This window comes from Xylanibacter rarus, from assembly GCF_001275135.1.
GTDB lineage: Bacteria > Bacteroidota > Bacteroidia > Bacteroidales > Bacteroidaceae > Prevotella > Prevotella rara.
On the sequence record NZ_LFQU01000001.1, the window covers coordinates 232,513 to 256,471 of the forward strand.

General features: G+C 48.1%; 16 protein-coding genes. 9 read left to right on the plus strand and 7 right to left on the minus strand.

Going from position 1 to position 23,959, the window contains the following annotated elements:
• Positions 1–161: 161 nt before the first annotated feature.
• From ACU52_RS01025 to ACU52_RS01050, 6 genes are all read right to left on the minus strand, one after another.
• On the minus strand, positions 162–647 hold the full coding sequence (locus ACU52_RS01025) for an immunity 51 family protein (RefSeq protein WP_239684847.1): 486 nt from the start codon (positions 645–647) through the stop codon (positions 162–164).
• Positions 634–2,757 carry a TonB-dependent receptor gene (locus ACU52_RS01030; RefSeq protein ID WP_053397408.1) on the minus strand — a complete coding sequence of 708 codons (2,124 nt, stop codon included), beginning with the start codon at positions 2,755–2,757 and terminating at the stop codon, positions 634–636. Before ACU52_RS01030 ends, ACU52_RS01025 begins: the two co-directional genes overlap by 14 nt.
• Positions 2,758–2,850: 93 nt before the next feature.
• Positions 2,851–3,330: an S-ribosylhomocysteine lyase gene (locus ACU52_RS01035; RefSeq protein ID WP_053397409.1), complete on the minus strand. Its 480-nt coding sequence runs from the start codon at positions 3,328–3,330 to the stop codon at positions 2,851–2,853.
• A gap of 128 nt (positions 3,331–3,458) precedes the next feature.
• On the minus strand, positions 3,459–4,142 hold the full coding sequence (locus tag ACU52_RS01040) for a 5'-methylthioadenosine/adenosylhomocysteine nucleosidase (protein ID WP_021855071.1): 684 nt from the start codon (positions 4,140–4,142) through the stop codon (positions 3,459–3,461).
• Between the two features lie 111 nt (positions 4,143–4,253).
• Positions 4,254–4,748, minus strand: a complete 495-nt coding sequence (locus ACU52_RS01045) for a hypothetical protein (RefSeq protein WP_147630727.1) — start codon at positions 4,746–4,748, stop codon at positions 4,254–4,256.
• A gap of 20 nt (positions 4,749–4,768) precedes the next feature.
• Positions 4,769–5,290, minus strand: a complete 522-nt coding sequence (locus tag ACU52_RS01050) for a hypothetical protein (RefSeq protein WP_053397411.1) — start codon at positions 5,288–5,290, stop codon at positions 4,769–4,771.
• A 286-nt stretch (positions 5,291–5,576) separates the two neighbouring features.
• On the opposite strand from ACU52_RS01050, the gene ACU52_RS01055 reads away from it, so the two are divergent.
• The 3 genes from ACU52_RS01055 to ACU52_RS01065 all read left to right on the plus strand — a co-directional run bounded on the left by ACU52_RS01055 (position 5,577) and on the right by ACU52_RS01065 (position 12,488).
• On the plus strand, positions 5,577–7,022 hold the full coding sequence (locus ACU52_RS01055; RefSeq protein WP_082335096.1) for a sialate O-acetylesterase: 1,446 nt from the start codon (positions 5,577–5,579) through the stop codon (positions 7,020–7,022).
• A gap of 130 nt (positions 7,023–7,152) precedes the next feature.
• The gene (locus ACU52_RS01060) at positions 7,153–9,651 is read left to right on the plus strand and encodes a YfhO family protein (protein ID WP_053397413.1); all 2,499 of its coding nucleotides are present in this window, start codon (positions 7,153–7,155) and stop codon (positions 9,649–9,651) included.
• Positions 9,648–12,488, plus strand: coding sequence for a bifunctional fucokinase/fucose-1-phosphate guanylyltransferase (locus tag ACU52_RS01065; RefSeq protein WP_053397414.1), 2,841 nt, complete (start codon positions 9,648–9,650; stop codon positions 12,486–12,488). Before ACU52_RS01060 ends, ACU52_RS01065 begins: the two co-directional genes overlap by 4 nt.
• Before the next feature lie 162 nt (positions 12,489–12,650).
• Here the strand turns inward: ACU52_RS01065 and ACU52_RS01070 are convergent, their stop codons facing one another.
• On the minus strand, positions 12,651–13,043 hold the full coding sequence (locus ACU52_RS01070; RefSeq protein WP_147630728.1) for a hypothetical protein: 393 nt from the start codon (positions 13,041–13,043) through the stop codon (positions 12,651–12,653).
• A 223-nt stretch (positions 13,044–13,266) separates the two neighbouring features.
• Between ACU52_RS01070 and ACU52_RS01075 the strand changes: the two genes are divergently transcribed.
• From ACU52_RS01075 to ACU52_RS01100, 6 genes are all read left to right on the plus strand, one after another.
• The gene (locus tag ACU52_RS01075) at positions 13,267–14,070 is read left to right on the plus strand and encodes a GSCFA domain-containing protein (protein WP_053397416.1); all 804 of its coding nucleotides are present in this window, start codon (positions 13,267–13,269) and stop codon (positions 14,068–14,070) included.
• 227 nt (positions 14,071–14,297) lie between these two features.
• Complete coding sequence (locus tag ACU52_RS01080) at positions 14,298–16,772, plus strand: bifunctional UDP-N-acetylmuramoyl-tripeptide:D-alanyl-D-alanine ligase/alanine racemase (RefSeq protein ID WP_053397417.1); 2,475 nt, start codon at positions 14,298–14,300, stop codon at positions 16,770–16,772.
• Between the two features lie 133 nt (positions 16,773–16,905).
• On the plus strand, positions 16,906–18,354 hold the full coding sequence (locus ACU52_RS01085) for an MFS transporter (RefSeq protein ID WP_053397418.1): 1,449 nt from the start codon (positions 16,906–16,908) through the stop codon (positions 18,352–18,354).
• A 205-nt stretch (positions 18,355–18,559) separates the two neighbouring features.
• Positions 18,560–19,222 (plus strand): porin family protein, encoded by a 663-nt coding sequence (locus ACU52_RS01090; protein WP_053397419.1) that lies wholly within the window; start codon positions 18,560–18,562, stop codon positions 19,220–19,222.
• 331 nt (positions 19,223–19,553) lie between these two features.
• Positions 19,554–21,623 carry a TonB-dependent receptor plug domain-containing protein gene (locus ACU52_RS01095; protein WP_053397420.1) on the plus strand — a complete coding sequence of 690 codons (2,070 nt, stop codon included), beginning with the start codon at positions 19,554–19,556 and terminating at the stop codon, positions 21,621–21,623.
• A 505-nt stretch (positions 21,624–22,128) separates the two neighbouring features.
• Entirely contained in the window at positions 22,129–23,811 is a 1,683-nt protein-coding gene (locus ACU52_RS01100; protein WP_147630729.1) for a hypothetical protein, read from the plus strand.
• The last annotated feature ends 148 nt before the right edge of the window (positions 23,812–23,959 follow it).

Sequence of the window (23,959 nt, forward strand, 5' to 3'; positions counted from 1 at the left end):
GTCAACTTTGCCAATTATTGTGATATAGCTGCAAATCAAAACGCGGTTTGGAATAAAAACAAAGAATGCAGACAGAAAACACACTGAATGTGCGCCCTGTCTGCATTCTTTGTATTTGTATGAACCGTTTGCCGCGAGGGAGCTAATTGTAGAGAAAATAACTATCCCCAGTTTATCTTGTCGCCTTCTTCCCTCACTATCCTGCAAAGCTCCTGTTCGTTGTCAATCAGTGAGGTCAGCATGTCTGCAAGTCGTTTGGCCTTGTCGCGGTTGGCGTCGCTCTCCTTGAAGTAAGCCTCATAGAGGCCTGCCTCAGGATCGGTGTCCATTGCCTCGAGTATGTCGGGTGCGTTGTTCTTGAGATAATGCCTTATCAGGGCGTCCCAGTTATATCCGTTCATGTAGGCCGCTTCGTTTATTTCGCCCAATCTATCGCCAAACTCGAGCACCTTGTCGTGTTCCACTTCGAGCAGCACGGCTATCTTACCGTCGCCATCGTCGATTATTCTTACATAGCTGCCGTCGCCGCTGTTGCTCATTGCATTGTGGCTGTCTGCATGGCCGCTTTCCTCCTGTTGCGGCCTTTCTTTCGTCTTGCCTTTAAAGGCTTGCAGAATTTTGCTGAAGAAATTTTTACCTGATACCATTATCGTTGTCTGAATTATTGAGTTTCTTACGTTCTGTCTGATATTTGCGTCCGTGACTGAAGTTGTACGACAGCGTTAAGTAAATCATGTTACCGTTGTCCTTGATATATGTATGCGTAGTGCTCTGCAGATACTTGCTGTCTGTCTTGCCCACATAGTCGAAACCTTGGGCATAGCCGAGCAGCAAAACTCCAAGTCCCACTTTGAGGTCTTTATATTTATAGCTGACGCTTAAGTTCGACTGGTTTTCGCCCGTGCTCATAGATTCGGCAAAATAGCTTTTCGGTGCGTTGTAGAAACTTGCTGAAACATTCCATCTGCCCAGCATAAGGTTGGCGTATCCGCCCCAGCGCCATGAGCGGTAATTGTGAGAGTAGTCAAGTCCGCGGCTGTTGTAGTTGGAATAGTCGCCATAGAGTGAAATGTTGAGAATGTCCTTAATGGCGTGCAGCGTGAAGTAGGCCGTGATAGATTGTTGACTGAAGCTCTTCTGGTTTTCCGGCTTGCTGATGAGCAGATATGTGCCGTCGTCCTGCAGCTCAGGAATATAAGATGTCATGATGATGTCGGGCGCATAATACCAGCTTCCGTACAACTGGAAGTTAAAAAGCGGACGGTTCCAGTTTAGCATAAGACTGTTGCTGTATCCAGTGTAAGGCTTCAGTCCTGTGTTTCCGTCGCTTGCGTTAAGTTCGTCGCTCTGGTTTCTTACGTCGCTCAGTTGCGAGAGCGAAGGCGAACGCTGGCTTATTCGTCCTGAGTATCTTACAAACAGATTGTCGGTTATTTTGGTCGAAAGACTTAACTGCGGGCGCAGTGTCCACTTGTTGAATCCTATGTCGCCCTGATGAATGGCAAGATAGTTTGCACCGAGGCCCACCTGATAGTTGAATATGCCGAGTTTTCCCTGTAGCTGTGCAAAGAGATAAAGATTGTCTGAGTTGAGTATGGCGTCCGTGTTCACCGCTCCTGTGTAGTCGTTGTCAGTGTGGCTTACGGTGTATTCGCCACCGGCCGAGAACACTTTGTTCTTGAATTCCTTCGTATATATAGCCTCGCTGATAAGCGAATATTTGCGGCCCGTGGTAGAATAGCTGTAGTCATTCACCGGGTCAGCCTGCATCGATTGCTCAGGCGACTGGTTGAAGAGATAGTTGCGCGACATATATTTGTAGTCGGTGCCGATGTAAGTTCCTACTACATTGGCCGTTATGTTCTGTTTTTTAGGCAGGTTCAGCGACCAGTAGATGTCGAGCGACGGGGTGTACATTTTGTTCTTACTCTTGTTATACAGATACAAGTCTGGCATTGATGTCTCTTTTGCCAGCTGATTTGAGCCTGAGTTCGGGTTGTTGTATTGATTATAGTTGAGGCTGATGTTCAGGGTATATTTGTCAGGTTCGGCAAGGTTGTAGCCCAGCTGGACCGTATTAAAGGTGTACATGAAGTCGGTGTTGTAGCCTAAATATTGGCGTTGGCGCTGCGTTCCGTCAGGAAAGAAATATGTGTTTTCGCTGTCCACCTTGCGCTCGTCGTAGCCGCGGTAGCTGAAGTTGTAGTATATGCTGAACTCCGATTTCTTGTAGTTATACTTAAAGTAAGCATTACTGTTGTTGAAGCCGGTAGTGAAGGCCTGCATCGTTCCTAATCCGCCAACATATCCCGCATATCTTCTCTTTACGACAAAGTTAATTACAGCGTCCATGCTGCCATCGGAATATCTCACTCCGGGATTGTCGATATATTCAACCCTTACAACCTCGTCAGGTCTCAGTGCTGTTATGTCCTGTTGATTGGCTTTAACGTCATTTATGCGTACCTGCACGCTTCCGCCTTTCAGTGATTTAATTTCCTGCTTAATCGGGTCGGTCATTATACCGTTGAGCGTCATCTTGCTCAGCAGATCGTATCCGTTCGATGAGTGCTTCTTCATTGTTGATGTCGGCAGAAGTATTTGGCGGTCTACCTTGCTTATCACTCGCATACCATTAACCGTAACTTCGCTAAGGTTGTATGTGGTGTCAACTTTCAGCGTGTCGGTCTGAGCATGCGCTGCGGCAACTGTCATGGCTGCCGCAAGCGCAGTCGTTATTATTCTGTGTCTTTTCATACGCAATGCTGTTTTGTGTCTTATTCTGATTTTAGTACGCAATCGCATTGCTGATGTGACATGATTTAACTTATTTTAAATAACAGAGGTATGTCAGCCGGGGTAATTCATGTTTTCGTCTTTGATGACCTCAAGCACTTCTGTCAGGAACTTGCGTGCCTCCCATCGTGCCATGGGCAGGTCGTGCAGCAGCCAGTTGCCGCAGTCCTTCGGAGCAGCTCCCGGTATTTCGCCTTCAAAGTCAGCAACAAATTTGAATGTCTTTTGCATCAGCCCCACAATGTCCTTCGGTTCAAGGTCGCCGCGCATGAGCAGATAGTTTCCCGTCAGACATCCCATCGGTCCCCAGTAAATTATGCGGTCTTTCCATTCCGGGTCGTTGCGCAGATAGGTTGCAGCCAGATGTTCAATGGTGTGGAGTGCGCCGGCGTGAACAACAGGTTCGCGGTTAGGCTCCTTCATGCGTATATCAAATGTGGTGATGGTCTCTCCGCCTACGCTGTCCTTACGTGATACGTATATTCCGCGCAGCAGGCGGTTGTGGTCGATTGTAAAACTTGGAATCTTTTTCATTTTTTAGGAGTTAAGAAGTTATGGAGTTAAGGAGTTAAGACAAATGCGTTGTTTCATTTTTTTGTTGTCTGGCTTTTGAGGATATTCTGACAAATGCGTCGCTCCTTGACATCTCAGTAACTCATTGCTTATATTACTTTAAGAAATTCTTTGGTAACGTTGAACGACTTTTCTGCAAGTCTTGCCCAGAAGTCGAAGTATTGTGACGCCTTGTTGTCCTTAAGCGGTATGTCGCTGATTATGCGGAAACTTACGAACGGCACTCCGTAAATGTGGCAGGTCTGCGCTATAGAGCAGCTCTCCATGTCGACGGCTTTGGCCTTTGGAAAGTTGTCGAGTATGCCCTGCATCTTCTCGCGTGAGTCGACAAACCATTCGCCGCTGACAATCAGACCGGCATGAATCTTTGTCTCGCCGCTCAGGGATACTGCTTTTTCTACGAGGTCTTTGGGTGCCGTAAATGCAGGCGGCATGCCGATGATTTGCCCGAAGCTGCACTCGCTGCCGCAGTAGGCGTCGTGATAGCAATATGACGTGCCCACGATGACGTCCGTTACGTTCATCTCTACGTCGGCTCCGCCAGCCACTCCGGTAGATATCACTAGGTCGGGGGCATAGTTGTTTATCATTTCCACGGCACCTATGGCAGAGTTTACCTTGCCTATGCCGCATTTCTGTATAACGATGTCCTTGTCGCCGATGTTGCCCACGGCGAAGTCTTTCTTGTGGTGTTGCTCCATTGTGGCGTTTTCGAGCAGTGCCTTAAGCTGCACAAACTCCTTGTCCATTGCCACTATTATTCCTATTTTCATCTTTATGCTGTTGTTTTATGTGGCAAAGATATAAAGAATTTGCGACATATCAGCGTGCCGCCGGCTTATAGGAGGCAAAAAATCTCTTAGAATGTGTGGCGGGCAGGCGCATCATGGATAGGTGTAGTTGAAGTAGGTCCACTGGCTACTGCCTATGCTGCGGTTGTTGTTGTCGAATATTTCAACCTTGGCCTTCAGGTGCGATTTGCCGCTTCCGAGATGAAGTTCGCTGTAGGGTATGAAAATCTTTAGGTCGGTGTATGTCGTGTTGTCCCACCCCGGTGTATATTTTGTTGAAGACGACACCTTGCCGTCGGTAGTGTAATAATGTTTGTTGTAGTCGTTCAGAGCCGTTCCGTTTTCGAAGTAGAAGTAGGCTACGCAGATGCCCGTCTTGCCCTTCATGCCGCTTACGTCGAAGCTCACTTTGACATTCATTCCTTTCTGCCCGTTCTGGTAGAGGTTATGCTCTGTGGTGATAGACTTCACCGTTGCGCTCAAATTGGTGTAGGTGTTGTACGACGGTGCTTTAAGGTAGTTGAGGCCGAATCTTTTGTCGAGTGCCTTGAACATTGCCAGATATGTAGGGGCTGATTTTGTCGACACGTCGAGTGTTATGCCGGATATTACGATTTTTTTATGTTGAAGGTCGTAAGCTGCTGTATCACGTGGCTTATACGGTTGCTTGATGACATGGAGGAAAAGTCGCTGCGGCTGCTCGAAAGATCAGATACCGACGCTTGTATTCCTAGATTAGCCATCTCTGCGTCTTCAAATTCTTTTTTCAGGACATCAGACACTCCTGCTGCGTATGTACTTATCACTTCGCCGTTTGTAAGCGTCAGCGTCAGTGTTTGGTTAAACATAGCCTTGTCTTCGTATCTGCGTGTTTTTTTTCCAAGGTCTATCAGGCTCTGTTCAAAGCCTGCAATCCTTATTGAGATTACCGGATATATTCCTTTCTTATACAGAAGCTGAAGACCTCCAAGTACAATTTCTTCAGTGTTGGATGCCTTAAATTCAAGATCTTTTGTCCTGTAATAATAAGTACCTCCATCACTAAGGCCCTCTTCAAACTCATACGGCTCGTCTCCTGAATTAATTCCGGCATAAACATTTAATGCGGCAAATGCGAATATCAATGCCATTGATATTCTGTTTAATAATGACGTTCTCATAAATATTAGTTTTAAAATAATGTAACCTATAATAACGCGTTACTGTATGCCAGGACAACGCTCTTGGCAAAGATAATACTTATATAGGAAAAAACAGCCTGACGGGGTCCGAATATGTGCAAAATATATGAATTTTGTTTCTTTCAGAGTGCCGGTAAGGCCGGACTGCGCTAAAATGTTCTTCAGAATGATGCGGAGTAGTTGAAAAAATATTACTTTTGCGTACTTGAAAACAAATCATATTTTATATCCTCTTATGGTTAAAGTCTATAAATTATTGATAATAGCGCTGTCGCTATTGCCGTTGTATGTTTTTGCCGATATTACCGTGGCACCGGTATTTACTGATAATATGGTGATACAGCAGGAAATGCCAGTATATGTATGGGGAAAGGCTCCTGCCGGCGAGAAGATAAAAATAAGTTTTATGTCTCAGAGATTCAGTACGGTAGCCGATGCCAACGGTGAATGGATTGCCGTGCTTAAAGCCGTGAGCGCTACTAAGAAACCGCAAAAACTTGTGGTAAGTTCAAGGTCAGGAAAAATTGTGCTAAGCAATATTCTTGTTGGTGAAGTGTGGCTCGCCTCAGGACAGTCAAACATGGAATATTCCATGAATAACCACCCGCACCATGCCCGTCCAAAGAAAGACGACCCGGAGGTGCTGTATAAGGAATTTAAGGCGGCAGACAGTCCGATAATACGTACAATGTATGTAGAGTGTTCAAATAATGGCGAGATACTGCCTACTGCCGGATGGAAGATGCTGTCAGAAGAAAGTCTTGCCCCTGTTTCTGCCGCAGGATATTTCTTTGCAAAGAATCTGTCTGACAGTCTTGACGTACCAGTCGGACTGATATCCTCGTCGTGGGGAGGATCGATGATTGAGTCGTGGATGCCTGAAGAAGCGTTCAAGGGCTCGCAGCAGTTGAATGATGGATACGCCAACGGCAGCTATTATGGTCTGCCTGTTGCCGATCATTACCGCACGATGATAGCTCCGCTGGCTCCATTCTCTATGCGTGGATTTCTGTGGTATCAGGGCGAGGCAAATGTCCTGGACCAAAGAGGGGTAGGGTATGATGTCAAGCAGCGTGCGCTGATTGACGGCTGGCGAAAGGCTTGGCATGATGACGCCATGCCGTTTTATTTCGTCCAGCTGGCACCTTATCTCTATTCAGACCGCAAGGGCGATGAGAACGGATTGCCGTGGGATGCCCTTCCTAAATTTTGGGAGGAGCAGGCGTCTTGTCTTGATGTACCCCATACGGGTATGATTGTTATTAATGACCTGGTGGATAATCTTAAAGATATACATCCGCCATATAAATGGATAGTCGGAAAGCGTCTGGCCCTGCTTGCCTTAAATAAGACCTATGGGCGAGATGTCGTAAGTTCGGGACCTACATTTAAAAGCATGGAAGTTGAAGACGATAAGGTCATATTGACATTTGAAAACGCTGACGGTCTGAAGACACGTGACGGAAAGATGCCCGACAACTTTAAACTGAAAAACACAAAGAACCGCTACAACACGGCCAAAGCCCAGATTGTAGGCAACAAGGTTGTGTTAAGTTCAAAAACGGATATGGCAAGACCCGTGACGGTGCGTTATTGCTGGAGCGACAGCTCTCAGCCCAATCTGTGCAATGGTGCAGGTTTGCCTGCCGCGCCGTTTAGGGCGACGGAAAAAATAAAGTGACATTAATGCTGATACGGCGCCATGCCGGCAGCAAGCAACGAATACATCTTAATTTTATGCAAAGAGTTGACTGATGTCATGAATTTTGTGTATTTTTGCACTCAGATTTAATTTAAAAACGTAAGTATCAATGAAAACATGGAAACAATACCTGCCCGACGTGCTGGTCATATTGCTGTTCGCGGCTATTTCTTTCGCATACTTCTTTCCTGCCGATATTGAAGGAAAGATTCTTTTCCGCCACGACTCGGCTGCAAGCAAGGGCCTCGGGCGAGAACTGTCAGAACACAGGGAGAAAACCGGAGAGCAGACTCGCTGGATGAACTCCGTGTTCAGCGGCATGCCGACATATCAGACGGCGCCTTCATACAGCAGCACCGACGGACTGGGCCAGGTTGTAAAGGCTTATCATCTTTTCCTTCCTGAGAACGTGTGGTATGTCTTTGCTTATCTGCTGGGATTCTATATCCTTCTTCGTGCGTTCGATTTCCGCCAGTCGCTGGCGGCTTTGGGCTCCATAATATGGGCTTTCTCGAGCTATTTCTTCATAATCATAGCCGCAGGACATATCTGGAAGGTTATGGCTCTGGCATATCTCCCGCCTATGATAGCCGGCGTGGTGCTTGCCTACAGGGGCAAATACCTGTGGGGACTAATTGTCACGGCGCTGTTTACGGCCTTTGAGGTCAACGCCAACCACGTGCAGATGACGTATTATTTCCTGTTTGTCATCCTGTTTATGGTCATTGCCTATCTCGTTGATGCCATCCGTAACCACAAACTGGCTCATTTCGGCAAGGCCACGGCTGTGTGTGCTGCCGGTGCCATAATAGGTATATGCATCAACCTGAGCAACCTTTATCACACATGGGAGTACAGCCAGGAATCGATGCGCGGCAAGAGCGAACTGGTGAAAAAGAACACTGCAAACCAGACAAGCAGCGGACTCGACCGTGACTATATAACGCAGTGGAGCTACGGCATAGGCGAGACATGGACTCTGCTCGTGCCCAACACCAAGGGCGGCGCATCAATGCCTTTGGCACAGAACAAAACTGCCATGGAACATGCCGACAACAACTTTATAGATATATATCAGCAGCTCGGACAATATTGGGGTGAACAGCCCGGAACGAGCGGCCCCGTTTACGTCGGGGCATTCGTGCTCATGCTGTTCGTCTTAGGCCTGTTTATCGTCAAGGGACCTATGAAGTGGGCCCTGCTTGCCGCAACGGTGCTTTCTATACTGCTGTCATGGGGTAAGAACTTCATGCCGTTCACCGACTTCTTTATCGACTATATCCCGATGTACTCAAAGTTCCGCACGGTGGCGTCGATACTTGTCATTGCCGAGTTTACTATACCTCTGTTGGCAATGCTTGCATTGAAGAAGATTGTCGACGAGCCTGAAATCCTTACTCAAAAGATAAAATACGTTTATGCAAGCTTCGCCCTCACCGGCGGCATCGCCCTGTTGTTTGCCGTTATGCCTACAATGTTCTTCTCAGACTTCATTTCGTCTGAAGAGATGAGGGCATTGCAGCAGATACCGGCCGACTATCTTAACCCGCTGCTCGCCAATCTGCGCGAGATGCGTATAGCCATGTTCACTGCCGACTGCTGGCGCTCGTTCTTCATCATCGTCATCGGCACTCTCTGCCTGCTGCTCTATAAGGCAAAGAAACTGAAAACAGAATACATGGTGGGAGCGCTGATAGTTCTCTGTCTTGTTGACATGTGGCAGGTCAACAAGCGCTACCTCAACAACGACATGTTTGTCAACAAGAGTGAGCGCGAGGCACCGATAGAGATGACCGAGACCGACAAGATTATCCTTCAGGACAAGACCGACTTCGGCAGTTACCGTGTGCTCAACCTTGCCTCTAACACGTTCAACGAGAACGAAACTTCTTACTATCACAACAGCATAGGCGGATACCACGCCGCCAAGTTGCGCCGTTATCAGGACATGATAGACGCCTACATCGCTCCTGAGATGCAGAAGCTCGTGCCCGCAGTGGCTGAGGCCGGAGGCGACATGACCAAGATCAACGGCGACAGCATCTATCCGGTGCTCAACATGCTAAACGCAAGATATTTCATATTCCCGCTTCAGAGCGGACAGACCGTGCCTTTGAAGAATCCGTATGCTTACGGCAATGCATGGTTTGTAGACCGTATAACCTATGTAAACAGCGCCAACGACGAAATAGACAGAGTTGGAAAGATTGACCTGCGCCATGAGGCAGTGGCCGACGCCAAGTTTAAGAGTCAGCTGAAGGATGCCAAGAAGCAGGGTGGTGTGTCGGTTGTCAAGCTCACATCATATTCTTCTAACCACCTGAAGTACAGCGTAAACTCTGATGCCGGCGGTGTGATAGTGTTCTCCGAGGTGTATTATCCCGGCTGGACAGCCACAGTCGACGGCAACCCCGTCGAGCTCGGACGTGTCAACTATCTGTTGCGTGCCATCAATGTCGCACCGGGCAAGCACAACGTAGAACTGATGTTCTATCCTAAGTCTGTCAGCACAACCGAGACCATAGCATATATAGCTTATGCCGTACTTATCCTGGCGCTTCTGTTTGTTGTATATATTGAAATGAAAAAGAAAGGGAAGGTTAAATGAAAAAGCTTTTGTCATTGCCGCCAAATCTGGTAAACTGTTTTCATGATGTTACCGGACACGACCGCAGCGAATGGTTCTGCACCAACGACCCCATAGGGCATAAGCTCGGTTCGGGCGGCGGTTCAACATGGCTGCTGGAGGCCTGTTATGCCGAAAGTTCAGACGGCAAGAGCTTCGACGAGTGGCTTGCCTCAGACAGACGCCTGCTGCTGCATGCCGGCGGACAGAGCCGCCGGTTGCCGGCCTACGCCCCGTCGGGCAAGGTGCTGACGCCCGTGCCGGTGTTCCGCTGGGAGCGCGGACAGAGGCTCTCGCAGAATCTTCTGTCGCTGCAGATACCCCTTTACGACAAGATAATGAGCTGCGCGCCCGACAACATGCACACCATGATTGTCAGTGGCGATGTGTATATACGTGCCACTCAGCCGCTTCAGCCTATACCAGAGGCCGACGTGGTGTGCTACGGCCTGTGGCTCGGCCCTGAGATAGCCAAAGACCACGGTGTGTTTGTGTCAAGACGCGAAACCCCGTCGGTGCTTGAGTGCATGATGCAGAAGCCTTCGGTGAAGACTCTCGGCGAACTGCTCAAGGATCATTTCTATCTTACTGACATAGGCGTGTGGCTGTTGAGCGACCGCGCCGTCAAGCTGCTCATGCAGCGCTCAAAGCGCAACGGCGAGCGCATCAACTACGACCTCTATTCTGAGTTCGGCTGCTCGCTCGGCACAGATCCTTCGGTTAAGGACGACGAGCTCAACAGTCTGAGCGTAGCCGTGTTGCCTTTGCCAGGCGGCGAGTTTTATCATTTCGGCACAAGTCATGAGATACTGTCGTCGACACTTGCGATACAGAATCTTGTCAACGACCAGCGCGAGATAATGCATCACTCGCTGAAGCCTCACCCAGCCATGTTCGTGCAGAATGCATGCGTGGGTACGGCCATCACTGAGCGCAACCAGAATCTTTGGATAGAAAACAGCTATGTGCCTTCGTCGTGGACGCTGGCGCATGAGAACATCATAACGGGCGTGCCCGAAAACAATTGGACAATAAGCCTTCAGCCGGGACAGTGTGTTGACATTGTGCCTGCCGGCGAAGACGAATATATAGTAAGGCCTTACGGATACGACGATAAGTTCCGCGGCGACCTTCACGACCTCAGCGTTACGTTCCTCGGACGTCCGTTTGCCGAATGGGCTGCCGAGCGCAACATCGACATAGACACGATAGACGGAAATGCCGACCTGCAGTCGGCACGCATATTCCCGGCATGTGCCGACGTGAATGATGCCGGACTCGTATTGCGCTGGATGCTCTCTGAGCCGGAACTCAAAGAGGGTGCCGAAATATGGAGCGAAAGCCGCAGGCTCAGCGCCGACGACATATCGGCTGAGGCAGACCTGATGAGGCTTCAGCAGCAGCGCGACCTGCTGCGTGCTGCCAACTGGCAGGCTCTGGCACGCAACTATGAGCATAGCGTGTTCTATCAGGTTGACCTTGACGATGCCGCACGCGACTTTGCCAAGTTCAACATTCCTCAGCCGGATGCGATAAGCGACAATGCGCCGCTGCTGACACGCATACACGACTCAATGTTCCGCTCTGAGCTGGCACGTATCAGTGGCAACGAATATCAGAAGAATGAAGACAAGGCATTTGCCCTGTTGCGCGACGGACTGACACAGCAGGTGCTCACCGAGAAACAGAGTCCGCGCATGTCGGTATACGGCGACCAGATTGTGTGGGGCCGCAGCCCCGTGCGCATAGACATAGCCGGAGGATGGACCGACACGCCGCCTTACTGCCTCATGGAGGGCGGCAGCGTTGTCAACCTTGCCATCGAGCTTAACGGTCAGCCGCCGCTGCAGACGTATGTCCGTCCGTGTAAGGAGCCGCACATCGTGCTGCGCAGCATCGACCTCGGAGCCATTGAGGAGGTTACCACATACGAGCAGCTTGCCGACTATCATCATGTGGGCAGTCCGTTCTCTATACCCAAGGCCGCGCTGGCCCTTGCAGGCTTTGTGCCCGCCTACTGTGCCGAGAAGTTCGGCTCGCTCGAAAGTCAGCTGAAGGCTTTCGGCTGCGGCATAGAGCTGACACTGCTCTCTGCCATTCCAGCAGGCAGCGGACTGGGCACGAGCAGCATGCTTGCGTCTACCGTTCTCGGTGCGCTCAACGACTTCTGCGGCCTGGCATGGGACAAGAACGAGATAGGCCACCGCACGCTTGTGCTTGAGCAGCTGCTCACAACCGGAGGCGGATGGCAAGACCAGTTTGGCGGAATACTGCAGGGCGTAAAACTGTTGCAGACAGGCCGCGGCTTCGACCAGTGTCCTACGGTGCGCTGGCTTCCGTCCGACTTGTTCACACAGCCTGAGTACACGCCTTGCCACCTGCTCTATTATACGGGCATAACACGCACGGCAAAGAACATCCTGGCAGAGATAGTGCGCCGCATGTTCCTCAATCAGAGCGACGAGCTGACACGTCTGCGCGAGATGAAACAGCACTCGCTCGACATGTATGAGACCATACAGCGTGCCGACTTCAATAAGATGGGTATGCTTGTGCGCAAGACATGGCTTCAGAATCAGGCCATCGACAGCGGCACCAATCCCGAAAGCGTTCGCCGCATAACAGAACTTATAGACGACCTGTGTCTTGGCTATAAGCTTGCCGGTGCAGGCGGAGGCGGCTATCTGTATATGGTGGCCAAGGATCCTGACGCGGCAGCCCGTATCAAACAGATACTCAACAGCAACAGGCCAAATGCCAATGCCCGCTTTGTCGATATGTCGCTCAGCACCAAGGGCTTGCAGGTGAGCCGAAGCTAAGAATTGACAATTGAGAGTTGAAAATTATGATTTGCTTTGCCTGATTATGCGGTCATGGCATTTGTAGTTTTCGTTCTTGGTTTTCATTTATAATTATCCGTATTAACCAATTTGCGGATATAACCCGAAAAAGTTTTTTATAAAAACTCGTCACTCGTCACATTACAGCATAATATTCTGATTATCAGAATGTTGTAGTGTGACGAGTTGCTTGCTCAACTCATCACACAACGATATTTTGGGGGCGTTGATTGTGCTTTCCTGATATTGGTTGACTTTAAGCGTGATGAGTCGGAAACGCAACTCATCACACAATAACGCGCTGTATTTCAGGGCGTTATGTGCCGTTGTGATGAGTGACGAGTTTTCGTGAAAAACTTTTTTTGTTTCTTTTCCTTTATCTGGTCTTTTCCTAAAAGCATATCTATTACGTTGCAAAAGGTCGTGTTTCATCATGCAAAAGCATACCTTTTGCAGGCTAATTTGCTGTGTTTTGCTTAATGTCTGTTTGTTGTACCTGTATATTTCCAAGCGTTTCAGCTTCGCCTCTGCCATAAAATCAAATGCGATTTGTTTTGTATTGCTCTCGGTTTGCATTAACTTTGAATAAGTTAAGCTTCACCTCGGCCATAAAAACAAATGTGATTTGTTTTGTATTGCTCTCGGTTTGCATTAACTTTGAATAAGTTAAGCTTCACTTCGGCCATAAAAACAAATGCGATTTGTTTTGTATTGCTCTCGGTTTGCATTAACTTTGCAGGGGAAAAGAGGAAATGATATGGAGTTCAGGACAAAAGTTAAGATAGACAAGCCCGACTTTGAGATTGAGCCTTTTGAAGACATGCTCTTTGTTGGTTCTTGCTTTGCCGACAACATAGGCAAGCGGTTTGTCGAAGAGAAGTTTAATGCCGTGGTTAATCCTTACGGCGTGATGTATAATCCGGCAAGCATCCTGCATACCGTGGCACGGAGCGAGGCTGCGCCGCGCGTGGCACTGATGACGCTCGGAACAAATCATGTATATATACTGAACGAGACAGGCGAGATAGTGGACAACTGCGCAAAGCGTCCGCAGAGGTTGTTCACGGAACGCGAACTCACGATAGACGAGTGTGTAGGCTATCTTTCTGAAGCAGTGGAACTGTTGACCGGAAGAAATGCCGACGTGAAGGTGATAATTACCGTCAGCCCGATACGTTACGCCAAGTATGGCTATCACGGCAGCCAGCTGTCTAAAGCCACGCTGCTGCTCGCCGCCGACCTCATGGTAAGGAAATATCCCGGCAGGGTTACATATTTTCCTGCCTACGAGATTGTAAACGACGAACTTCGCGACTATCGCTTCTATGCATCCGACATGCTCCATCCTTCACAGCAGGCCGTAGACTATATATGGGAACTGTTCTCAGAGGCTTATTTCTCGCCGGCAGCAAAGCGCTTTATCGAAGAGTGGCGCCCCATAAAGGAGGCGCTGGGCCACAAGCCGTTCAGGCCCGACTCTGACGAATATAAGGAGTTTATGAATAAAACAATGTTAAAAGTTAAGGCTCTTTCAAAAAAATATCCGAAATTTGTACCTTAATTATGCACCCATGGCCGGCTTGAGTGTCTTGTTCAGGCTGTTTGGCTGGCTGTTAGGGCGCAGTGATGGATGCTTTGCCCGTGCGCGGGCATGTCCAGACGGCATGCAGCCCGGTGGTGCTGCAGTGTGGCCCGGCCGTGTCTTTATGTGGCTCTGAATATCTGTTACGTGTCTTTATTCTTTTCAATGACAAAGATTAAATAAGAAACAAAATAATATCAATTGAGATGGTTTACACAATTGAAAAAGTTACAACTCTTATAGGCGCGCGCCGTTATGGCGAGAGCGACGGCAACGTAAGATGGATTCTTACCGACAGCCGCAGCCTTTGTTTTCCGGAGGAGACATTGTTCTTTGCAATACGTTCCGAACGCAACGATGGTCATAAGTACATAGCCGACCTTTACAGGCGCGGCGTGCGCAGCTTTGTGGTTGAGGTGCTTCCGGCTGACTGGCAGAAGGACTATCCTGACGCCAACTTCCTGAAAGTGCCTTTTGCGCTTGAGGCCCTTCAGCGCCTTGCCGAACGCCACAGAGACGAGTTTGACATTCCGGTGGTGGGCATCACCGGAAGCAACGGCAAGACCGTTGTAAAGGAGTGGCTCTATCAGCTGCTCTCGCCCTCAATGACAGTTACGCGCAGTCCGCGCAGCTACAACTCGCAGATAGGTGTGCCCCTCTCGGTATGGCTGCTGAGCGAGCAGAGCCAGGTGGGAGTGTTCGAGGCAGGCATAAGCCAGCCCGGCGAGATGGAGTCGCTGCGCGACATCATACAGCCCACTGTTGGCGTTATCACCAATCTTGGTGCCGCCCATCAGGAAAACTTTAAGTCGATGGCAGACAAGTGTCATGAGAAGCTACGTCTGTTTCACGACTCAAAGGCCATTGTTTATCCTTACGACGACGAGGTGATAAGACAATGTGTTGAAAGCTACGACTATAAAGGCGAGCAGATAGCATGGTCGGTGAAGGATCCGTCTGTAAGACTGTTCGTAAAGTCGGTTGACAAGAAAAACACACAGACCACCGTAACCTATGTGTTCAATGGCGTTGAGTCTGCCTACACACTGCCGTTTATCGACGAGGCTTCGGTTGCCAACTCAATAACATGTGCTGCCGTTGCGCTTCATCTTGGACTTACAGCTGATGAAATAGCACAGCGCATGCCGGCCATAGAGCCTGTGGCCATGCGCCTCGAGGTGAAGGAAGGACAGCACGGGTGCACGCTGATTAACGACTCATACAACTCAGACGTCAACTCGCTCGACATAGCCCTCGACTTCATGAACCGTCGCCCCGACCATGAGGGACGCCGCCGCACGCTCATATTGAGCGACATATATCAGAGCGGTGAAGACGGCGACACATTATATAAAAAGGTGTCAGAGCTTGCCGTAAAGCGTGGCGTGCAGAAGTTTATTGGCGTCGGTCCGGAGATAAGCCGTTGTGCCGATGAGATAATGATAGAAGAGAAGTACTTCTTTGACGACTGCAACTCGTTTATCGGAAGCACCGTGTTCAGATCGCTGCGCGACGAGGTGATACTGCTCAAAGGCTCGCGCAAGTTCTCGTTCGACAGACTTACAGAGCTGCTTGAGCAGAAAGTGCATGAAACGATACTGGAGGTGAACCTCAATTCTGTTGTAAAGAACCTGAATTACTACCGTTCTTACATGAAGCCTACCACCAAGCTGGTGTGCATGGTTAAGGCTGATGCCTACGGCGCAGGATCAGTAGAGGTGGCAAAGACCCTGCAGGACCATCGCGTTGACTATCTTGCCGTTGCCGTTGCCGACGAAGGCGTGACGCTGAGAAAGAACGGCATAACGTGCAACATAATGATAATGAACCCGGAGATGACGGCCTTCAAGACAATGTTCGACTATAAACTTGAGCCTGAGGTCTACAGCTTCCGCCTTCTTGATGCCCTTGTAAAGGCTGCACAGAAAGAGGGAATAACCGGATATCCGGTACACATAAAGCTCGACACAGGTATGCACCGCCTTGGCTTCGACCCGCGTTGCGACATGGACGAGCTTATCAGTCGCCTGAAGCATCAGAACGCAATAATACCGCGCTCGGTGTTCTCACACTTTGTTGGTTCAGACAGCGACGACTTCGACAACTTCTCTGCCATGCAGTTTAAGCTGTTCGATGAAGGCAGCAAGAAACTTCAGTCGGCATTCAGCCACAAGATATTGCGCCACATGGACAACTCAGCCGGCATAGAGCACTTCCCGGAGCGGCAGATGGACATGTGCCGCCTGGGTCTAGGCCTGTACGGCATCGACAGCCGCGACAATTCTGTATTGAATACGGTCAGCACGCTGAAGACCACCATACTGCAGATACACCATGTGCCGAAGGAAGATACAGTGGGCTACAGCCGTAAGGGTGTGCTCACCCGCGACAGCGTTATCGGTGCCATACCTATCGGATATGCCGACGGACTTAACCGCCGCCTGGGTTGCGGCCATTGCTACTGCCTTGTCAATGGCCAGAAAGCGCCTTATGTGGGCAACATCTGTATGGACGTGGCCATGATAGACCTTACAGGAATAGACTGTAAGGAGGGCGACACCGTGGAGATATTCGGCGAGCATCTGCCTGTAACGGTGCTGTCGGACGTGCTTGGGACAATACCTTACGAGGTGCTTACAAGCATAAGCAACCGCGTAAAGAGAGTTTATTTTCAAGATTAGGCTTTATTTTAAAGCCTTTTCTTGTTTATGGTGTTTATACTATTTTAACAAATACGGCTGTATCGGTTAAGAAAAAAAGTGTTACCTTTGCACAAACTATTGCTTGAAACAAAATACTATTAATCAAATAAAAATGAATCCTATTCAAACTACTAAAATGACCAACTTCCGTTGGGTAATTTGTGCTTTGCTTTTCTGCGCTACGACAGTCAATTATCTTGACCGTCAGGTGCTGTCGCTTACGTGGAAAGACTTTATAGCACCCGAGTTCCACTGGAATGATGCTCATTATGGCATGATTACCGGTTTCTTCTCTGTCTTTTATGCTGTGGCTTGTCTGTTTGCAGGTAAGTTTGTCGACTGGATGGGCATAAAGAAAGGATATCTTTGGGCTATCTTTATATGGTCGCTCGGTGCATGTATGCACGCAGGATGCGGCTGGGTTACTATGGAGGTTGAGGGCCTCGACTCAATAGAAGCTCTCCGTGCCGTTGAGGCTGGAAGCACAATGGCCGTTGCCATTGCAACGCTCAGCGTATGGCTCTTCCTCGTTTGCCGTGCCATCCTTGCTCTCGGTGAAGCAGGAAACTTCCCCGCAGCCATCAAGGTTACGGCTGAATACTTCCCTAAGAAAGACCGCGCTTTTGCAACTTCAATCTTTAATTCAGGTGCGTCTGTCGGTGCTTTGGCAGCTCCGCTTACCATCCCTGTCCTTGCCAAGCATTTCGGTTGGGAGATGGCGTTCATCATCATCGGTGCGATTGGTTTCGTGTGGATGTTCTTCTGGGCACATCTTTATGAGAAACCTGAAAACTCTAAGAGAGTAAACAAGGCAGAGCTTATATATATCAATCAGGACGAAAAAGAGGAGCCTGCTTCAGCTGAGGCTAAAGAGGAAAAGACTATTCCGTTCATGCAGTGCTTCAAGTATAAGCAGACATGGTCGTTCGTAGTAGGTAAGTTCTTCACCGACGGTGTTTGGTGGTTCTATCTGTTCTGGGCTCCGGCTTATTTCTCAGACCAGTTCGGTTATGAGTCTTCTTCAACAATGGGTATGGCTCTTATCTTTGTGCTTTATCTCATTGTTACCATATTGTCAATCTACGGCGGTTACCTGCCTAAACTGTTTGTTGAGAAGAAGGGCATGGGTCCTTATGCAGGCCGTATGCGCGCTATGCTTATCTTTGCATTCTTCCCGCTGTTCGCGCTGTTCGCTCAGCCGCTTGGTGCAAATTCTGCATGGTTCCCCGCAATCATCATCGGTCTTGCCGGTGCAGGTCATCAGGCTTGGTCTGCCAACCTGTTCTCTACAATCGGTGATATGTTCCCCAAATCAACTATCGCAACCATTACAGGTATAGGCGCTATGGCCGGTGGTATCGGTTCACTGCTTATCAACCTCGGTGCAGGTGAGCTGTTCACTTATGCTGAGGGCATGGGTTCAGCCTTCTCGTTCCTCGGTATGGAAGGCAAACCGGGTGCATATATGATTGTATTCTGCATCTGCGCCGTTGCTTATCTGCTGGCTTGGGTTATAATGAAGGCCCTGGTTCCGAAGTATAAGCCAATCGTTGTTGAATAATAATCTTATTTAAGATAAATCCAAAGAGGAGAATGCGTAGGCGTTCTCCTCTTTTTTCGTATGTATATATATCCTTATTCTTTAGTTCCTGAAAAGCAGAAAACAGGTTAACGGCAAACTAATGATATTTTAACATTACAGAATAGGGGTATTTCCTGCCTTGCGTGTTAAATGATAAATTAATTATCTTAATACATATTTTAGTATGAAGAAGATTTTATTCACATCGCTTTTATTTTTGTCATTTTGTATGGTGGCAAAAGCGCAAGATTTCAGAGTGGGAGCAACGGCAGGTTATAATCTCAGTTCTCCGAGTGGTTATAATGCTCAGTCAGGTTTTCATGCCGGCCTAAAGGGTGAACTTGGCCTTCCGCAGGTTACAAAAGGACTTTATTTGGACTTTGGACTGATGCTGTCTTCTTATGGATGGAAGTCACCCAGTTATTATTACAGCGGATATAACATTTCCCGGTTAGATGAAACAACTAATAATAACACTTTTGATTATAAGTTCAGTCCTTATTATTTGAATATTCCGGTTCATATTGGATATAAGTTTTCCGTTGGGCGTAATGTAAGCCTGTTTGTTAATGCCGGACCATATTTTAACATCGGTTTGTTTGGCAAATCTACAATGACTGTTACAGATGGCAAGGGCACTTCTACGACGAAAAATGCATCAGACAATTTGTTCAGTGACAAAGTCTTAGACCGTTTCGACTGGGGACTGGGCTTCCGTGCCGGAGCAGAAATAGCCCGCCATGTTCAGCTTTCCGTTGGATATGATTGGGGAATGAAGAATGTTAATAAGACAGGCACAGACTGCAAGAACAGAACATTCACGGCATCTTTTGCTTATTTATTCTGAAAAGTATATAAGTTCACTTAACGAGTGAACTTATTTTTTGCTGCCCTTATCAAAGGGCAGTTTGCGGTTTGGTAATAAAAATAAAACAAGTTTTATTTTGTATTGCTCTCACATTTCGCTGTCTTTAGACAAGACAGGATGCGGCTCGGAAATAAAAATAAAACTTATTTTATTTTGTATTGCACTCACCTTTCTTTATCTTTAGATAAGATAGGATGCGGCTCGGTAATAAAAATAAAACAAGTTTTATTTTGTATTACTCTCGCCTTTCACTATCTTTGCGGACGTTTCGCGTAGGCGAAACGTTAATTTTTTAATTATATCAAATTTTATGTACAAAACAATTTTCAACAAGCGTGAAAGCTTTAAGTTCTCTCGTTTCGGCAACAAGGGCTATTCGCTCTTTTCTTGCCTGGGCAGAGAGGTGCTTATCGGCACGCTTAGTGTTGCCACTCTTACCTATGCCAAGGCCGACGGCATAAGCACCAGGGTAGAGAAGGTGGACAGCACTATGCAGACGACCGGTGAGACCGTGATGCTCGACGAGGTGGACGTTACGGCTTCGCGCGCGCCGCTGACAGGAGGCCATGCGGCGAGAATTGTAAACGTACTCGGGCGCGACGAGATTGCCGCTGCCCCTGTGCAAAGTGTTAACGACTTGCTCAAGTATGCCGCAGGCGTGGATGTCAGGCAGCGAGGCCCTATCGGGGCACAGACCGACATCAGCATACGCGGAGGCACCAGCGAGCACATCGCCGTCTTGCTTAACGGCATAAACATCTGCGACCCGCAGACTGGGCACAACGCCTTAGACCTGCCCGTGGATATAAGCGAGATTGAGCGGATTGAAGTGCTTGAGGGACCTGCCGGAAGAGCCTACGGAACATCGTCGCTTGTGGGCGTAATCAACATTGTTACAAAGCTCGGAGCAAAAAGCAGTGCCGATGTTCATGCCGAAGGAGGATCGTTTGGCTATCTGGCTGCCGGAGGACGTGTTAATCTGAAGCAAGACAAGTGGAACAATCAGCTGAGCGCGGGCTATACGCGCAGCGACGGCTGGCTGCGAAGCAAGAGCGGACGCCTCAACGCCGACTATGAAGGCGCGAGGGCATTCTATCAGGGACGTTATGATGACGACCACCTCACGATAGGATGGCACGCCGGAGTTAGCGACAAGGGATGGGGCAGCAATACGTTCTACAGTCTTCTGTCCGACGAGCAGTATGAGCATACCACAAAATATTTCACGGCCGTTCAGGCCGAGACGAAAGGAGGCAAGTTCCACTTCCGGCCGTCTATTTACTGGAACCGTTTTCAAGACCGTTATGAGTTTTACAGAGGAGCGCCCGACAAGTCGCCCTTCAACTATAACCGCACCGATGTGTTCGGATTTAACCTCAACAGCTGGTTCGACTGGATTTTGGGGCGCACAGCCTTCGGAGCCGAATTCCGCAACGAAGACCTTGTGAGCGGAAACCTCGGCGAGCCGCTCGACAATCCGATACACATCCACGGCACCGACCGCAACTATGCCTACGGTCTTAACCGAAGCAACCTCAGTTTTTATCTTGAACACAACGTCATCCTTAAGCGTTTCACTCTTTCCGCCGGCTTTACGGCCGTTAAGAACACATGGAACGAGATGCCGTTCAAAATTTATCCCGGCGTTGACGTCAGCTACAGGATAGGGCAGAACTGGAAGGTGTTTGCATCTTACAACATATCGTTGCGCATGCCGTCGTTCACCGAACTTTATTATTCGGTAGATGGACACAAGGCCGATAAATATCTGAAACCCGAGGAGATGAGTGCCGTTGAGGGAGGCGTCAGGTATGTTTCAGAAGGAATAACCGGTACACTGTCGGTTTATCATCATCATGGAACAAACATGATCGACTGGATAATGGACACCTCGCTTGGCGAGGACGCTGTGTGGACATCGGTTAATCATGCCGAGATTAACTCAACGGGCTTCGAGGCTTCGCTGAAGTTCCGCTTCGCCAGTCTGCTGCCACGTCAGGATGTGCTGCGCACGTTAAATGTGTCCTACAGCTACATCGACCAGAGTCAGAACAAGGAGCCGGGCGTGCAGTCGCTTTATGCCCTCGAGTATCTAAGGCATAAGCTCGTGGCAGGTCTCGGCCTGCACATAGTGAGCGCCCTTAACCTAAATGTCAACTATCGCTATCAGTATCGCGTAGGGTCATACACCGACCCGCAGGGTGTGTCTGTCACTTATAAGCCCTATTCGCTTGTAGACGCACGTCTGTCGTGGGACAAGTCGCACTACAGCGTCTATGTAGAGGCCAACAACCTGTTTGATGCCACCTATGTCGACTATGGCAACGTGCCTCAGCCCGGCTTGTGGGTTATGGCAGGAGTAAGATGGAACGTTTGGTGACATCAATAGACCTTTCAGCGTGTCTGTCTCCGTCTGCATCAATAATGCATTGCTGTTGACAGCATGTTGAAAAACATAAAATAAGTGGGCTGTTTGCGTATCGTAAACGGCCCACTTTCGTATCAAAACTCGGCCACTTTTGCATCGTAACTCTATCGGTTTCAGTCCGAAAGCAAACAGCTTGCTTTTGCTTAATGTATTTCTTTTTTGTGATGTCGGCGTTTCGTAAGTGTAATTATTTTCTGATGTTTTGCTTACAATTTTCGGAGATGTTTTTGTCTGTCATTTGTTTTTAATAAATAAATCCCCTTTAATTGTTTGTCTATTTATTAATTTTTGTATATTTTTGCAAAAACTCCAAGCTAAACAGACATTTAGCAGAGATATTTGCCTGGAGTGTAGAACAGGGGGATAAAACTCGTAAATCTGGTGTTGAGAATGATGTCAGCTGTTTCAGACAGCATAAGTGTATAATGAGAATGAAAACTGTGACAAAACAAAAACTATGAAGAAAATCTATTACATTCTGCCAATCGTACTATTGGTTATGAACGTTCTGTCAGGCTGTACTGACAGCGAAGAGGAACAAGGTCCTGTGGTTGTTGAAGTTGATGACGAAGAGATGCTTCGTCAAGGTTGGAAATGGGCTGTAGCCTTGGACAATGACTTGCGGATGCAGTGCTCTCCAGATATTGTCAACGGAGGGTATGTCATGCAGATGACCGACATGGACAGTTATGATGCCGTATTTGTTTTCGACGACAAATGCCGTGTCAGAGAAGCGTGCATCAACTCTGTGTGGTATTATTTCTTTGTTCGTGACAACACTCTGAACGTCTCTTATTTAGGAGATTCTTGGATGCATGAGTCTTTCGACTTCAATGTGCAAGAACCAATTTTGGGAAATCCTTTTGAGAAAATGACCGAAAACCTTAAAACCGTTTATAAGACAGTGTCTTTGCTGCCCATGCCTGTAAAGACAAACATCAACGACTTGTTTGCAGCCGTTGATAGAGGCGAATATAACACATCTTCTGCGCCTGACGATGACGCGGACATCAAAAACTTCTGTGAAGTTGTATATTATTACGAAGCGTGGAACCAAGACTTGCGTGACGACCTTTTCGGAAAAGGGCTGTTGCTGCATTATAAACATGAGCGTACAACATACAGCAATAAAATAGGAATAGCATTAGATCCTGTAAACAATAAAACGTTCAACCGCGGCTATGGCTCAGGCCGTTATGGAGAGGAGATGGATAACAAAGTATACTGCGGTCTGGTTTTCGGCAGCTCGCCTGATGTGGCGTTGGGTAACTACGAATGTAAGACTAACCTGGTGCCGGCGGAGCCAGAGGACGGTTATGTTTGGGTGGATGTTCCGGAGAATATGGAGAGCAAAGCCTATTATGTCCGTGCTTTCATGGTGTCAGAGCAGGAAAAGGATAAGGTGGAGCGCGGCGAATACATACCTCCTCATCTTGTGCGCTTTGAAAAAGACGGTCCAGACAATTTGAAGATTTTTTATGGAGGCGAGATCGTGATGGATAATTTTGTGGTTGTCAACGAGCCTGTCGTAGATGGCGCGCTTAAAGTCAATCTGTCTGGCCATCTCTCTGTTCCTGACTATCTTGCGGAATATGGATTTGAGCTGAATTTTAGATTGGTGGGAGACCATAGCGGTGAATATGTAAATATAGTCTCACCGGGCAAGATAGACGAACATATCAGTATATGGAAAAATTATTTCAAAGAGTTTGACACAGAGAACTTCATAGCCCGTGGCTACTTTGAACTTTCAGTAAATGTAGGCTGGGTGTGCCTTGGCGTTGTTCCTTTTACGGTAGTATATGACAAGAAACCGTATATCCGTTATACAGGTCTTACGCATGACGGCATGTCTGTAAAGATAAAAAGAAAAATAGACGGGGCATTATGGTTTGACGATGATGTGAATATAATGTGGGAAACCCCTAAAGGTCCTGTAGAATGTTCGTCTTATTTTGCCAGCGAGGGTGAGAGCGAATATAGCGAAGATATAGACGACACAAACCTTATCTCATATCAGAGGAAGGCTTCCGGCGAGTATATGGAAGTCACCATAGACGGTAAGACGTTAAGGAGCAACCGCCTGATATTTGAGAGGGATGCTGACGGCATACGTACAAATATATATTTAGAGGAATAATGAGAATAAACTGTGTCGTGTTCAAATGTGAACATAGATAATAATAATTATAAATTAAAAACAGCCTTATCAGATTCTTTTAGAGAAGTGATAAGGCTGTTTTTGTCTGATAATTTAAACCTAAACCTGTCGTTATTCCGTATATGTG

What these genes read in the sequence shown, in the direction of transcription:
- ACU52_RS01025 (WP_239684847.1), bottom strand. Translation starts at nt 647, where the DNA reads ATGGTATCAGGTAAAAATTTCTTCAGCAAAATTCTGCAAGCCTTTAAA.
- ACU52_RS01030 (WP_053397408.1), bottom strand. Translation starts at nt 2,757, where the DNA reads ATGAAAAGACACAGAATAATAACGACTGCGCTTGCGGCAGCCATGACA.
- ACU52_RS01035 (WP_053397409.1), bottom strand. Translation starts at nt 3,330, where the DNA reads ATGAAAAAGATTCCAAGTTTTACAATCGACCACAACCGCCTGCTGCGC.
- ACU52_RS01040 (WP_021855071.1), bottom strand. Translation starts at nt 4,142, where the DNA reads ATGAAAATAGGAATAATAGTGGCAATGGACAAGGAGTTTGTGCAGCTT.
- ACU52_RS01050 (WP_053397411.1), bottom strand. Translation starts at nt 5,290, where the DNA reads ATGGCATTGATATTCGCATTTGCCGCATTAAATGTTTATGCCGGAATT.
- ACU52_RS01055 (WP_082335096.1), top strand. Translation starts at nt 5,577, where the DNA reads ATGGTTAAAGTCTATAAATTATTGATAATAGCGCTGTCGCTATTGCCG.
- ACU52_RS01060 (WP_053397413.1), top strand. Translation starts at nt 7,153, where the DNA reads ATGAAAACATGGAAACAATACCTGCCCGACGTGCTGGTCATATTGCTG.
- ACU52_RS01065 (WP_053397414.1), top strand. Translation starts at nt 9,648, where the DNA reads ATGAAAAAGCTTTTGTCATTGCCGCCAAATCTGGTAAACTGTTTTCAT.
- ACU52_RS01070 (WP_147630728.1), bottom strand. Translation starts at nt 13,043, where the DNA reads ATGGCAGAGGCGAAGCTGAAACGCTTGGAAATATACAGGTACAACAAA.
- ACU52_RS01075 (WP_053397416.1), top strand. Translation starts at nt 13,267, where the DNA reads ATGGAGTTCAGGACAAAAGTTAAGATAGACAAGCCCGACTTTGAGATT.
- ACU52_RS01080 (WP_053397417.1), top strand. Translation starts at nt 14,298, where the DNA reads ATGGTTTACACAATTGAAAAAGTTACAACTCTTATAGGCGCGCGCCGT.
- ACU52_RS01085 (WP_053397418.1), top strand. Translation starts at nt 16,906, where the DNA reads ATGAATCCTATTCAAACTACTAAAATGACCAACTTCCGTTGGGTAATT.
- ACU52_RS01090 (WP_053397419.1), top strand. Translation starts at nt 18,560, where the DNA reads ATGAAGAAGATTTTATTCACATCGCTTTTATTTTTGTCATTTTGTATG.
- ACU52_RS01095 (WP_053397420.1), top strand. Translation starts at nt 19,554, where the DNA reads ATGTACAAAACAATTTTCAACAAGCGTGAAAGCTTTAAGTTCTCTCGT.
- ACU52_RS01100 (WP_147630729.1), top strand. Translation starts at nt 22,129, where the DNA reads ATGAAGAAAATCTATTACATTCTGCCAATCGTACTATTGGTTATGAAC.